At 65.8% G+C, this 12,962-nt stretch carries 11 protein-coding genes; 7 read left to right on the forward strand and 4 right to left on the reverse strand.

Annotation, left to right across the window (positions count from 1 at the left end; all coding sequences use genetic code 11):
* The first annotated feature begins 13 nt into the window (after positions 1-13).
* Positions 14-2,350 carry a ribonuclease R gene (gene rnr, locus ACTPOI_RS11330; protein WP_440108849.1) on the forward strand — a complete coding sequence of 779 codons (2,337 nt, stop codon included), beginning with the start codon at positions 14-16 and terminating at the stop codon, positions 2,348-2,350.
* Positions 2,351-2,428: 78 nt separating this feature from the next.
* On the opposite strand, the gene ACTPOI_RS11335 is transcribed toward rnr, so the two are convergent.
* Positions 2,429-3,457 carry an alpha/beta fold hydrolase gene (locus ACTPOI_RS11335; RefSeq protein ID WP_440108851.1) on the reverse strand — a complete coding sequence of 343 codons (1,029 nt, stop codon included), beginning with the start codon at positions 3,455-3,457 and terminating at the stop codon, positions 2,429-2,431.
* Between the two features lie 146 nt (positions 3,458-3,603).
* On the opposite strand from ACTPOI_RS11335, the gene ACTPOI_RS11340 reads away from it, so the two are divergent.
* Positions 3,604-4,353 carry a helix-turn-helix domain-containing protein gene (locus ACTPOI_RS11340; RefSeq protein WP_440108853.1) on the forward strand — a complete coding sequence of 250 codons (750 nt, stop codon included), beginning with the start codon at positions 3,604-3,606 and terminating at the stop codon, positions 4,351-4,353.
* A gap of 45 nt (positions 4,354-4,398) precedes the next feature.
* Here the strand turns inward: ACTPOI_RS11340 and ACTPOI_RS11345 are convergent, their stop codons facing one another.
* The 3 genes from ACTPOI_RS11345 to ACTPOI_RS11355 all read right to left on the reverse strand — a co-directional run bounded on the left by ACTPOI_RS11345 (position 4,399) and on the right by ACTPOI_RS11355 (position 8,779).
* Positions 4,399-5,931, reverse strand: a complete 1,533-nt coding sequence (locus tag ACTPOI_RS11345; RefSeq protein WP_440108855.1) for an NAD(P)H-hydrate dehydratase — start codon at positions 5,929-5,931, stop codon at positions 4,399-4,401.
* 206 nt (positions 5,932-6,137) lie between these two features.
* A complete protein-coding gene (locus ACTPOI_RS11350) occupies positions 6,138-7,370 on the reverse strand; it encodes an FAD-dependent oxidoreductase (protein ID WP_440108857.1) in 1,233 nt (410 codons plus the stop codon).
* 50 nt (positions 7,371-7,420) lie between these two features.
* Positions 7,421-8,779, reverse strand: coding sequence for an amidase (locus ACTPOI_RS11355; protein ID WP_440108859.1), 1,359 nt, complete (start codon positions 8,777-8,779; stop codon positions 7,421-7,423).
* Positions 8,780-9,023: 244 nt separating this feature from the next.
* Here ACTPOI_RS11355 and rpsB point away from each other — a divergent pair, with 244 nt between their 5' ends.
* The 5 genes from rpsB to uppS all read left to right on the forward strand — a co-directional run bounded on the left by rpsB (position 9,024) and on the right by uppS (position 12,962).
* Positions 9,024-9,776 carry a 30S ribosomal protein S2 gene (rpsB, locus tag ACTPOI_RS11360; RefSeq protein WP_069105361.1) on the forward strand — a complete coding sequence of 251 codons (753 nt, stop codon included), beginning with the start codon at positions 9,024-9,026 and terminating at the stop codon, positions 9,774-9,776.
* Between the two features lie 106 nt (positions 9,777-9,882).
* Positions 9,883-10,809 (forward strand): translation elongation factor Ts, encoded by a 927-nt coding sequence (gene tsf, locus ACTPOI_RS11365; protein ID WP_300459340.1) that lies wholly within the window; start codon positions 9,883-9,885, stop codon positions 10,807-10,809.
* Positions 10,810-10,856: 47 nt separating this feature from the next.
* A complete protein-coding gene (pyrH, locus tag ACTPOI_RS11370) occupies positions 10,857-11,579 on the forward strand; it encodes a UMP kinase (protein ID WP_069105363.1) in 723 nt (240 codons plus the stop codon).
* Between the two features lie 60 nt (positions 11,580-11,639).
* Positions 11,640-12,200 (forward strand): ribosome recycling factor, encoded by a 561-nt coding sequence (frr, locus tag ACTPOI_RS11375; RefSeq protein ID WP_440108862.1) that lies wholly within the window; start codon positions 11,640-11,642, stop codon positions 12,198-12,200.
* Positions 12,201-12,230: 30 nt separating this feature from the next.
* A complete protein-coding gene (uppS, locus tag ACTPOI_RS11380) occupies positions 12,231-12,962 on the forward strand; it encodes a polyprenyl diphosphate synthase (protein ID WP_440108864.1) in 732 nt (243 codons plus the stop codon).

Consider the following 12,962-nt stretch of genomic DNA (forward strand, 5'->3'; position numbering starts at 1 on the left):
GGAAAGACTAAGATTGTATATCAAAAAAACGACCCCCGACGCGCAGTCTGCTGCGCACCTGTCTCAGGAGATTGAAGGCAGCGTGCAGGGGCACCGTGATGGACACGGTTTCGTCATCCGCGACGACGGCGATGGCGACATCTATATTCCCCCCAATGAAATGCGTGCGGTGTTGCACAAAGACCGTGTCCGCGTGCGCATCGTGCGCCAGGACCGCCGCGGCCGCCCCGAGGGCCGGGTGGTCGAGATCATCGAACGCCCACCGCAGCCACTTATTGGGCGCCTGCTGCAGGAAAGCGGTGTATGGCTGGTGGCGCCGGAAGACAAGCGCTACGGCCAGGATGTGCTGATCCCGAAAGGAGCCACTGGGACGGCGAAGCCCGGCCAGGTGGTGGTGGTCGAATTGACAGAGCCGCCCGCGCTTTTTGGCCAGCCGGTGGGGCGCATCACCGAAGTGCTCGGCGAGGTCGATGACCCGGGCATGGAGATCGAAATTGCGGTGCGCAAATACGGCGTGCCACACGAGTTCTCGGCCGAGTGCCTGGCTCAGGCGAAGGAGCTGCCCGACAAGGTGCGCGCCCCAGACAAGAAACGCCGTGTGGATCTGACCGACGTGCCCCTGGTCACTATCGACGGCGAAGATGCGCGCGACTTCGACGATGCCGTCTACTGCGAGCCCGCCAAGGTCGGCCGCAGCAAGGGCTGGCGCCTGCTGGTGGCCATTGCAGACGTGAGCCACTATGTGGAGACGGGCAGCGCCATCGACATCGACGCGTATGACCGGGCCACCAGCGTGTACTTCCCGCGGCGCGTGATCCCCATGCTGCCCGAAAAGCTCAGCAACGGGCTTTGCTCGCTCAACCCCGAGGTCGAGCGCCTGTGCATGGTCTGCGACATGCTGGTCACCGCCAAGGGCGAGGTGCATGCGTACCAGTTCTACCCTGCCGTGATGTTCAGCCACGCGCGCTTCACCTACACCGAGGTAGCTGCCATCCTGGCCAACACGCGTGGCCCCGAGGCCAGCAAGCGCAAGGATCGCGTCAAGGACCTGCTCAACCTGCACGACGTGTACCGCGCCCTGCTTATTGCACGCCAGGCGCGTGGCGCGGTGGACTTTGAAACCACCGAGACGCAGATCGTGTGCGATGAGAACGGCCGCATTGAAAAGATCGTGCCGCGCACCCGCAACGATGCGCACAAGCTGATCGAAGAAGCCATGCTGGCCGCCAACGTGTGCAGTGCCGACTTCATCGCCCAGGGCGGACAACCCGGCCTGTTCCGTGTGCACGAAGGCCCCACGCCCGAGAAGCAGGAAATCCTGCGCAACTACCTCAAGGCCATGGCCGTGGGCATGACGATTGGGGACGACCCCAAGCCCGGTGATTTCCAGGCGATCGCCACGGCCACCAAGGACAGGCCCGACGCGCAGCAGATCCACACCATGCTGTTGCGTTCCATGCAGCAGGCCATCTACACGCCTGTCAACAGCGGCCACTTCGGGCTGGCTTTCGAGGCGTACACGCACTTCACCAGCCCGATCCGGCGGTACCCCGATCTGCTGGTGCACCGTGTCATCAAGGCCATCCTGAACCGCACCAAGTACGCGCTGCCTTCGCTGCCGACCCCGGGCGAGGCCCATGCCAAGCTGGCCAAGCGGCTTGCGGCGCGTGTGGCAGCGCCCGGCACCAGGCCCCGCAAGGATGTGGCGCCTCCCAGCCGCGACACTCAGGCCTGGGAGGCCGCGGGCCTGCACTGCAGCGCCAACGAGCGCCGTGCCGACGAGGCCAGCCGCGATGTGGAGGCGTGGCTCAAGTGCAAGTACATGCGCGAGCACCTGGGCGAGGAGTACAGCGGCGTGGTCAGTGCCGCCACCAGCTTCGGCATCTTCGTCACGCTCGACGCGATGTATGTCGAGGGTCTGGTGCACATCACCGAGCTCGGCGGCGAATACTTCAAGTTCGACGAGGCCCGCCAGGAGCTGCGGGGCGAGCGCACCGGCATTCGCTACGCCATCGGCGCACGGGTGCGGGTGCAGGTCAGCCGCGTGGACCTGGACGGCCGCAAGATTGATTTCCGCCTTGTGCGGGAGGGCGAGGAGCTGCTGGGCCGGGCATTGAAGGACAAGGGCGTGGGCCCCGATGGCGCCGGCGGCGGCTCGCGCAAGACGACCGGCGGTCGGTCTTCAGGACGCAAGGCAGATAAGAGTGCCGCGCCCTCTGCCACCGAACAGGCCGGCCTCTCGCGCGAGCGTGCTGCGCGCTCGCCGATCCAGTCGCTCAAGGCCTCGGTGAAGAAGGCGGTGGCGGGCAAGTCCAGCAAGGGCAAGGCTCGCAAGCCGCGCAGGGGTTGAGCGAAGCCTGTGCTGCCCAGGCATCCTTTGCTTTAAATGCTATAAAAATTATAGCTATAAGTGCAATTAGCGCCTGGGCTATCGACTGTTTTGGCTCAATTTTGGCTGGTTTGACCCTCCGAGCGACCCGACGTCGTCGAGGAAGCGCGCATACCGGTTGGCCGTCTCTGCCGGAGCTTCCATCATGGGCAGGTGGCCGATGCCGGGCAGGGCGGTGATGCGCGCGCGAGGCAAAAGCGTCTGCACGGTAGACAGCCCCGAACGGTCGAACACCCGGTCGCTGTCGCCCCACATCACCAGCGTCGGAGAATTTTGCAGTTGGCCCAGGTGCTGCTGCAGCAGATAGCGGTCCTTGAGCTGCGCATCCCACACACGGGCATTGGATGTGGCGTTGCGCAGCGCCTCCTGTTGGGTTGCATGCAGGATGGGGTAGGGCAGAAACGGACGCTTTTCAAACACCAGAGCCATCATCGCGCTGAAGGCGGCGGCATCGTGGGCAACCAGCGGGCGCTGGCCCGCATCGATGAGGCGGTCCATGGTGCTGGGCTGCGGCGACCGGATACCGTGCGGCGCACCGATGAAGGCCACGCTGGCCACGCGCTCAGGGTGCGCCAGGGCGAACAAGGCAGTTATTGTGCCGCCCATCGAGTTGCCCGCAAGGTGAACGCGCTGCAAACCCAGAGCGTCGAGGAATGCACCAAGCCGCCGCACATGCGCCGCGTAGTCGTAGGCTTCGTCGTCCCGCCGCGTGCTTTCGCCAAAGCCCGCAATGTCGGGCGCGATGACCCGGTATTGCCCCGTGAGCGGGCGTGCAAAATCCACCCAGTGGTCCTTTTCCGCAAAAATGCCGTGCAGCAGGATGATGGGTACGTCGTTACCACCGCTGCTGCCAGGGGCAAAGCGGCTGGCAACGGAGCTGGCCGATGGGGTGGTGTCAAGGTAGTGCACGGTGTGCCTTGCTACCTCGACGGTTTTTTCCTCCATGCCTGACAAGCTCCGATTGAGCTGGAGCAGAGGCTCCCGGAACAGCGACGGGGCACCGTAGTACAGCCCGGCAAGGATGCACACGATCAGGGTGGCGGCAACGGACATGGCAATGCGTTTCAAGGGGCGGTCTCCAGAATGACGGGTGTGTGGGTGTGCGCCGCGCTTTCGCGCGAGGCAATGGCAATCCTTCGCAGCGCACGGCTGCCTTGTGACGGGGCCGGGCGAGGTTATGGGCATCCCCGGGAAAAAACTTGCACGTTTGGGCTATGTCGACACGCAACACACTGACCCTGGGCACTGACCGCGCCCTGTACTTGGGCGATATCCCCGCCACAGGGTGGCACTGCCATGCCTCGCCCGTGTTGCTGATCGGCTTGTCGGGCCGGTTTGCCGTGCATTGGGGGGCGGGCCGGGTGGATACCTGCCGCAGCGCGTTGATTGACACCGGCGTGCCGCATGTGTTTGACCCGCGGGGCGAGACGGTCGCCCTGGTGTACATGGAGCCGGATTCGCGTGAGGCGCGTGGCCTGCGGGGCTTGTTCCACCAGCAGGGGGGCGTGGTGCTGGATGTGGCGGCCCCGGTGGGGGCGCGCAGCGCCATCGAGGGCTATCTGCGCCACTTCGATCTGCCGGCCCTGCTGCGCTGCCCGCCGGACTTTGATGCAGCCCCGCTGGACGCGCGCGTTTTGGGCAGTCTGCGCTTGCTGCGCAGCCCGCAGGGGCTGGCCGGTCCGAGGCTGCGGCGCGACATGCTGGCCGCAGAGGTCGCGCTCTCGGCCTCGCGCTTCAACCATCTGTTTCGCGCCGAAATGGGTGTGAGCCTGCGCAGCTACCGTGTGTGGTCGCAGGTGCGTCTGGCCATGGCGGGACTGGCTGTGAGCCCGCGCCTGACCGACGCGGCGCTCCATGGTGAGTTTGCCGATTCGGCGCACTTCAGCCGCATGTTCCGGCAGACATTTGGCATGACGCCTTCGAGTGTGCTGCGGCCACTCAAAGATGTCACGCTGCTGGGGTAGTCGCGTTCATCCCGCACCGCTGCGCTCCGGCTCACTTTCGCGCTGTCAACCGCCCACGCGCCGCGCCAGCGCACTCGCGGTCAAGGCCAGCCCTTGAGGCCAGTCGTCAGCGGCTTGGCCATGCAGGTAGACCGCATCACGGGCGGCGTGTACTGCGCTGTCGCCCGCGGCCAGGCGGGCTCCCACCATGCCTGCCAGCACATCGCCGGTGCCAGCGGTGGCCAGGCGCGCATTGCCGGTGGGGTTGATGGCGGGCGCGCCACCTGGCGAAGCGATCACGGTGCCCGAACCCTTGAGCACCGCCATACACTGGAAGGCGTCTGCCAGTTGCTGCGCAGTGCCCAGCCGGTCGCCCTGGACCTGTGCGGTGGTCAGCCCCAGCAGGCGTGCGGCCTCCAGGGGGTGGGGTGTGAGCACCGTCGGCAGCCCGCGCTGGCGGCGCGCCGCCACCAACTCCCGCAGGCCTCGGGTGGTGGCAATAGCGTTGAGCGCATCGGCATCCAGCACCAGGCGGGCCGCGCGGGTGATGACGGCGGGCAGCACCGGCGTGACAGCCTGCCCGCCGCCGCAGCCGCAGACGACGGTGAGGTCTTCCAGCACCAGCGCGCCCATCTGGCGGAACATCAGTTCGGGCTGCTGCGCATCCAGTTGCAAGTGGCCGTCGTCCAGTAGCGCCACCAGTACTCGCCCCGCGCCGCTGTGCAAGGCGGCCGATGCAGCCAGCAGGGCCGCGCCGGTCATACCCATGCCGCGTGCGGCCAGGCCTTCGCCGCCCACCACGGCCACATCACCGTAGCTGCCCTTGTGGCTGGCATGGGCGCGGGCCGGGGGCTCTGGCGGGGCGCTCAGCCACGCATCGGCTGGCGCATGCCCGTGCGTTGCCGTGTCAATGCCCAGGTCATCCAGCCACACCTGCCCGGCAGCGTCGCGCCCGCTGGCGGTAAACAGGCCGGGTTTGAGGGTGAGCAGGCTCAGGGTGTGGTGGCCCGCGCCAGGGCCTGCGGGTTCTGCGGGCGCAAAGCCGGCTGCGAACTGGCCGGTGTCGGCATCGAGACCGCTGGGTACATCCACGGCCAGCAGGGGGGTACCGCTCGCCTGCAGGGCCCGCAATGCCTGAAGGCACTGCTGCATGCGGCCATCCAGCGGGCGCGGTGGCACTTGGCGTGCGGACGAGATGCCGATGCCCAGCAGTGCGTCAATGCACAGGTCATCGCGTGTAAGGTCTTGCGGCGGGCTGTCTGCCCACTCGACACCGGCTGACAGTGCGCGCGCCCACGAGGCGCGTGCATCGGCGGGGGCGGCTTCAGGCTGCCCGAGCCAGGTCACCACCACGCGCCGGCCATGCTGGCGCAGGTGCATGGCTGCCTCCAGCCCGTCTCCGCCGTTGTTGCCTGGGCCGCACGTGATCCATACCGTGCGGGCGTGCGGTGCCAAAGCCATCGCCAATCGGGCCACCGCCCAACCTGCCCGTTGCATCAGTGTGTGTGCGGTCAGCGTGCGGGCGGCAGCTTGCTCCAGCGCGCGGGTGGACGCGGAGCTGAACAGCGGGTAGGCCTGGGTAGAGCGGATGGGGTGCATGACGGCGGTGGGGGTAATGCGTTGTGCGCTGGCGCTGCACATTGCTGTGCAGGGGCTGGCAGGGTCGGCCCTGCCTCTGCATTTTGCGCCGGGCCGCATCGCTGCTGACGACGGGAAGGTACACATCGCGTACCCCCATGTTCCTACCCAGTGCGCGCGGCCTGCAACGCAGAGGTGTCCGTGGTGCGGGCTTGGCGTAGCACCCCTCAGAACTTGCGCAGTCCGAGGCCGTCCAGCGAGATCTCGGGCGCCCGCTGCGCCACCAGGTCGGCCACGGCGCGTGCGCTGCCGCAGGCCAGGGCCCAGCCATTGCCCCCGTGGGCCAGGTTGAGCCACAGGCCCGGGACGCCGCTGGCGCCGATCACCGGGGCGCCGTCGGGCATTGCCACCCGCGCGCCGCGCCAGATCTGCAGGCCGGTGGAGAGTTGAGCGCCCCCCGGAAACCAGTCGTTGAACGCACGGTAGAGGCGCTGCAGGGTGGGCGCATGGTGCTCCGCTGTTGGCCCGGCCAGTTCAGCGCCGCCCGCGATGCGCACCCGTTGCCCCAGGCGTGTGATGCTGATCTGCTGTGCCACATCGATCACGCTGGCCACCGGTGCATGCGTGGCTTCGCGCAGGGGCGCGCTCACGGTGTAGCCATGCACGGCGGCTACCGGCAACGCCAGGCCCAGCGGGCCCATCAGCGTTGCCGGAGCAGCCCCGGTGCACAGCACGACAGCGTCAAAGCGCCGGGGCTCGGCATCGCCGCGCACTGTGATCGCCACGGGGTTGGTGCTGATGCGCTCGACGGCTGCGTTGAATTCAAAGGTCACGCCCGACCCCTGGATGCCCTGGCGCAGCAGCTGGCCGAACAGGCGGCAGTTGCCTGCGCTGGCTGCGGGCAGGTGCAGGGCGGCGACCAGCGGGGTGTCAGGGCACAGGCCGGGCTCGAGCTTGCGCGCGGCTTCGGGCGTGATCTCGTGCACCGCGTTGCCGGTGTCGCGCAGGGTCTGCAAGGCAGGCTGGATGGCGGCCAGCTCGGCCTCGGTGCGCAGCAGCAGCAGGCGCCCTGTGGTGCCCTCGAAATCCAGGTCGTGCAGCGCGGCGATGGCCTCCAGCCGGGTCTGGCTGTACCGGGCAAGCGCCTCCAGTGCCACGGCCGGGGCCGTGTTGCGGCGCGACGCCTGGCGCCAACGCCGCAGCCACGCCAGATGCGGCAGGCTCATGCCCACGCTCATGCGCAGGCTGGCCTGGGCGCCCCACAGGCGCAGCGGCTGCCCGAAGCCGGGCAACGCCCAGGGGCTGGTCAGCAATGGCGCCAGCAGGCTGCCGGTGGCAAAGCTGGCCTCCTCGGCGGCGGCGCCGCGCTGCTCAAAAACGGTGATCTCATGGCCATCCCTGGCCAGTTCGTACGCGGTGGTCACGCCGGCAATCCCGGCGCCCACGATGGCGATCTTCATGAATTTATGGTCTTTTTGGCCTGTAGCGCTTGATTATCAAGCCCTGGCAGCTATTGTTTTTGTAGTACTTGTTCGATTTGCAGGCCAATGTTCAGCACGGCGTCATCGCGCAGCGCGCCGTGCCATACCATGAAGCCCACAGGCAGTTCGCCCGGTACATGGCAGGGCAGCGAAAGCGCGCAGCCATCGAGCAGGTTGATGGCGCTGGTGTTGCGCAGCAGCAGGGCGTTGACGCGGAAGAACTCGGCATCGCGGGCTGCGTCCTGGTGCGGGTCGCGGCCATCCGCCGGTGCCACATCAGCGATGATCGGCGCGACGATGGGCACCGTGGGCGACAGCAGCGCATCGTAGCCGCCGATGGCGTCTTGCATGGCCGCGATCCAGGCTTGCCGCTCGCGCAGCAGATCAATGTATTCCCAGGCCATCAGCGTGCCGCCTTTTTCGATGCGGGCGCGCACGCGGGGGTCGTACTGGCTGGCGCTGCGGGCCAGCAACGGCCGGTGCCATGCAAATGCCTCAGGGGCAGAAAACCCGTAGGCGGGTTGCTGCGCCACGGTCGGCAGGTCGATCATCTCGATGCTGGCGCCAGCTGCGCGCAGCGCATTGAGCGTCCTCTCGAAGGCCTGCGCCACGGTGGCGTCCAGCCCATCAAGGAACACCTGCCGCGGTACTGCCAGGCGGTATTGGGCCAGAGGTGCCAGGCTGCGCGTCACCTCCCGTGCCGCGAGCACTTCATGCACTACGATGGCGTCGCGCACGCTGCGTGTGATAGCGCAGGCGGTGTCGAGTGTGGTGGAAAGGGGTACCGCACCCTGGGTGGGCACCAGGCGCGCTGTGCTCTTGAAGCCCACTACGCCGTTGAGGGCGGCAGGGATGCGGATGGACCCGCCCGTGTCCGACCCCAGTCCCACAAATGCGGCTCCAGTGGCCACCGAAACGGCTGCCCCTGACGATGAGCCGCCTGGTACCCGGCCCGGGCCGGGAAGTGCGCCGGTACGAGCGTCCCAGGCCGCAGGTGTGCCGTAGTGCGGATTCACACCCACACCCGAAAAAGCGAACTCCACCATGTTGGTGCGGCCAATGATGGCGGCACCCGCCGCCTTCAGGCGCGCTACGGCGGGGCTGTCGGCCAACGCGGCTGGCGCATCGGCCAGAACCGTCGAGCCCGCGGGCGTGGGCTGGCCAGTGATGTCAAACAGGTCCTTGACGGAGACCGCCAGCCCCGCCAGCGGAAGGCGGGCCGCTCCGGTTTGCGCCGCTTCATTGCGGGCTGAATCGAACAGGGTGCGTACGAAGCTGTGGGCATTGCGGGGCGCCTGCGCGGCCTCGATGCAGTGCTCCATTTCGGCGCTGGCCGTGGTGGCTCCGTCGTGCATGCGGTCGCGGGTGGCGGTCAAGTCGGAAAGCATGGGCGTGCTACAATCTTTGGGTTTTGCTGGGTGCTGCGGCACGTGCCGACCGGCTTGTCCGGTCAAGGCGCAGTGATCTTGCGGTGGTGTTGCATTTGTGCGGTTCACGGCATTGTCGCCGTCCTGATCGCAACGCTGGCAAAGCAATCGCAAACCAGTCCCGTCAAGGTGTTGTGCTTTGGGTTTTTAGACCCTGGCGCAAATATTGGGGCTGGATTTTAGACCCAACCTTTGGAGTATTTTTATGTCCGTTACCATGCGCGAAATGCTGGAAGCCGGTGTCCACTTCGGTCACCAGACCCGCTTCTGGAACCCCAAGATGGCTCCGTACATCTTCGGCCACCGCAACAAGATTCACATCATCAACCTGGAAAAGTCGCTGCCACTTTTCCAGGAAGCCCAGAAGTTCGCCAAGCAGCTCGCTGCCAACCGCGGCACGATCCTGATGGTCGGCACCAAGCGCCAGGCCCGCGAAATCCTGTCGACCGAAGCGCAACGCGCTGGCGTGCCTTTCGTGGACCAGCGCTGGCTGGGCGGCATGCTGACCAACTTCAAGACGGTCAAGACTTCGATCAAGCGTCTCAAGGACATGAAGGCCCAGCAAGAAGCTGGCCTCGATAGCCTGAGCAAGAAGGAGCAGCTGACGTTCTCCCGCGAGATCGAAAAGCTGGAAAAGGACATCGGCGGCATCCAGGACATGGCTGCACTGCCAGACGCAATCTTCATCATCGACGTGGGCTTCCACAAGATCGCCGTGGCCGAAGCCAAGAAGCTGGGCATTCCGCTGATCGGCGTGGTGGATACCAACCACTCGCCCGAAGGCATCGACTATGTGATCCCCGGTAACGACGACTCGGCCAAGGCCGTGACGCTGTACGCCCGTGGCATCGCTGACGCGATCATCGAAGGCCGCGCCAACGCCGTGAACGAAGTCGTGAAGGCCGCTACGGCTGAAAGCACCGACGAATTCGTGGAAGTGCAAGAAGCCGCTGCCTGATAGCCCGGCTGCGCGATCCGTCGCGAACAAAAGCGGGGCCCCTGGTGAGCCCCCTTTTTTTTAGCCCGAATCTGAACCCGCTGAACTGAATACTGAAGGAATAAAGATGGCTGCAATTACAGCAAGCATGGTTGCCGAACTGCGTGGCAAGACCGACGCTCCGATGATGGAATGCAAGAAGGCCCTGACGGAAGCCGATGGCGACATGGCCAAGGCCGAAGAGCTGCTGCGCGTCAAGCTCGGCACCAAGGCCGGCAAGGCTGCTTCGCGCATCACCGCTGAAGGCGTGGTTGCCAACTACATCGACGGCACCACGGGCGCCCTGGTCGAAGTCAACAGCGAAACCGACTTTGTTTCCAAGAACGACAGCTTCATCGCCATGGCCAACGCCGCGGCCAAGCTGGTGGCTCTGCACAACCCTGCCGATGTGGCAGCCCTGGGCGCGCTGCCCTACGAGCAAGACAGCTTCGGCCCCACGCTGGAAGACGTGCGCAAGGGCCTGATCGGCAAGATCGGCGAGAACATGTCGTTCCGCCGCTTCAAGCGCTTCAGCGGTTCCAGCCTGGCTGCGTACCTGCACGGTTCGCGCATTGGCGTGGTCGTCGAGTTCGACGGTGACGCCGCTGCCGCCAAGGACGTTGCCATGCACGTGGCCGCCATGAAGCCCGTGGCCCTGACCAGCGCCGACGTGCCTGCCGACCTGATCGCCAAGGAGCGCTCGGTGGCTGAAGGCAAGGCCGATGAAGCCAACAAGGAACTCGTGGCCGCTGGCAAGCCAGCCCAGAGCGCCGAGATCACGGCCAAGCGCATCGACGGCGCTGTGCAGAAGTACCTCAAGGAAGTCTCGCTGGCCGACCAGGTCTTCGTGAAGGCTGCCGACGGCAAGCAGACCGTGGCCCAGATGCTCAAGGCCGCCAACACCAACGTGAAGGGCTTCACCCTGTACGTGGTCGGCGAAGGCATCGAGAAGAAGGTCGACGACTTCGCAGCCGAAGTGGCTGCCCAGGTGGCTGCTGCCAAGGCCGCTGCCTGATTTTTGCTAGAACCCCCGACCCCCGACACACTTTGGAGAAATCGCCCATGACCACCGCCGCACCAGCTCACAAGCGCATCCTGCTCAAGCTGTCTGGTGAGGCGTTGATGGGCGACGATGCCTTCGGCATCAACCGCGCGACCATCGTGCGGATGGTGGAGGAAATCGCTGAAGTGACCCGCCTGGGCGTCCAGGTGGCGGTCGTGATTGGCGGGGGCAATATTTTCCGCGGTGTGGCCGGCGGTTCCGTCGGCATGGACCGTGCCACCGCCGACTACATGGGCATGCTGGCGACCGTGATGAACGCGCTGGCCCTGGCCGATGCGATGGACAAGCAGGGCCTGGTCGCCCGCGTGATGTCGGCCATTGCCATCGAGCAGGTGGTTGAGCCGTACGTGCGACCCAAGGCGCTGCAGTACCTCGAAGAAGGCAAGGTAGTCGTGTTTGCTGCCGGTACGGGCAACCCGTTCTTCACCACTGACACCGCTGCAGCATTGCGCGGCGCCGAAATCGGTGCCGAGCTGGTGCTCAAGGCCACCAAAGTAGACGGCGTCTATACTGCCGACCCGCAAAAAGACCCCACCGCCACGCGCTACACGAAGCTCAGCTTTGATGAGGCGATGTCGCGCAACCTGGGCATCATGGACGCCACCGCCTTTGCGCTGTGCCGTGACCAGAAGCTGCCGGTGAAGGTGTTTTCGATCATCAAGCACGGCGCGCTCAAGCGCGTGGTGATGGGCGAGGACGAGGGAACGCTGGTCTACGCCTGATGCCGACCATGCCATGAAGCTGCCTCGCCAGGGGCGGCGCTTCACCCACGAGGAGAGAACATGCCGATTGCCGATATCAAGAAGACTGCCGAAACGAAGATGGATCAGTCCATCGCCGCGTTCAAGAACAACCTGCAGAAAATCCGCACCGGCCGGGCCAATCCGTCGCTGCTGGACACCGTCCAGGTCGAATACTACGGCTCGCTCGTGCCGCTGAGCCAGGTTGCCAATGTGGCCCTGATCGACTCGCGCACGATCAGCGTGCAGCCCTGGGAAAAGGGCATGGGCGCCAAGATCGAAAAGGCCATCCGCGAAAGCGATCTGGGCCTGAACCCGGCCTCGATGGGCGACTTGATCCGCGTCCCCATGCCGCCCATGAGCGAAGAGCGTCGCAAGGAAATGACCAAATTGGCCCGCAACGAAGGCGAAAGCGCGAAGATCGCCATCCGTAACCTGCGCCGCGATGCCAATGAATCGGTCAAGAAGCTCGTCAAGGACAAGCTCGCGTCTGAAGATGACCAGAAGCGCGCCGAAACCGAAGTCCAGAAGTTCACCGACAAGCACATTGCCGAGGTGGACGCGCTGGTAGCTGCCAAAGAGCAGGAAATCATGGCGGTCTGAGCGTCCTGCTACGGATGCTGTTCGCCCTACATGTCTAGTTCTCCGGTGGTGCCACACCACATCGCCATCGTCATGGATGGCAACGGCCGCTGGGCCACGCGGCGTTTTTTGCCGCGCCTGGCGGGCCACAAACAAGGAGTGGATTCGCTGCGCCGCTGTGCCCGCGCCTGCGTGCAGCGCGGCGTGTCGGTCCTCACCGTCTTCGCTTTCTCGTCCGAAAACTGGAACCGGCCAGCCGACGAGGTGTCGGGCCTGATGGAACTGCTGGCCATGGCACTGGCTCGCGAGGTGCCCCAGCTGCGTGCGGATGGCGTGCGCCTGCATTTTGTAGGCGAGCGGGCTGGGCTGTCGTCCAAGGTCGTCGAAGGTCTGGCGCAGGCCGAGGTAGCGACTGCGCACAACACCCGCCTGGTGCTGAACGTGTGCTTCAACTACGGCGGCCGATGGGACATTGCCCAGGCGGCGGCTGCGTTGGCAGCCAGCGGTGAGCCGATCACCGAGGCGAGCCTTCATGCAGCAATGGGCATGGCCCATGTGCCCGATCCTGATCTTGTCATCCGCACCGGCGGTGAAATGCGCATCAGCAATTTCCTGTTGTGGCAGGCCGCATACTCCGAGCTGTATTTCAGTGACCGCCTCTGGCCCGACTTCGACGAAGCGGCGCTGGATGAAGCGATCGCTGCGTATGCCGGCCGCGAGCGCCGCTTCGGCAAAACCTCCGAACAGATCCTGTCCGCGCATCCAGCTTCGGTGCCGGGCTGA

This window comes from Acidovorax sp. BL-A-41-H1 (assembly GCF_051942715.1).

What these genes read in the sequence shown, in the direction of transcription:
- ACTPOI_RS11350 (WP_440108857.1), bottom strand. Translation starts at nt 7,370, where the DNA reads ATGAAGATCGCCATCGTGGGCGCCGGGATTGCCGGCGTGACCACCGCG.
- pyrH (WP_069105363.1), top strand. Translation starts at nt 10,857, where the DNA reads ATGACCACCGCCGCACCAGCTCACAAGCGCATCCTGCTCAAGCTGTCT.
- uppS (WP_440108864.1), top strand. Translation starts at nt 12,231, where the DNA reads ATGTCTAGTTCTCCGGTGGTGCCACACCACATCGCCATCGTCATGGAT.
- ACTPOI_RS11345 (WP_440108855.1), bottom strand. Translation starts at nt 5,931, where the DNA reads ATGCACCCCATCCGCTCTACCCAGGCCTACCCGCTGTTCAGCTCCGCG.
- ACTPOI_RS11355 (WP_440108859.1), bottom strand. Translation starts at nt 8,779, where the DNA reads ATGCTTTCCGACTTGACCGCCACCCGCGACCGCATGCACGACGGAGCC.
- rpsB (WP_069105361.1), top strand. Translation starts at nt 9,024, where the DNA reads ATGTCCGTTACCATGCGCGAAATGCTGGAAGCCGGTGTCCACTTCGGT.
- ACTPOI_RS11340 (WP_440108853.1), top strand. Translation starts at nt 3,604, where the DNA reads ATGTCGACACGCAACACACTGACCCTGGGCACTGACCGCGCCCTGTAC.
- frr (WP_440108862.1), top strand. Translation starts at nt 11,640, where the DNA reads ATGCCGATTGCCGATATCAAGAAGACTGCCGAAACGAAGATGGATCAG.
- tsf (WP_300459340.1), top strand. Translation starts at nt 9,883, where the DNA reads ATGGCTGCAATTACAGCAAGCATGGTTGCCGAACTGCGTGGCAAGACC.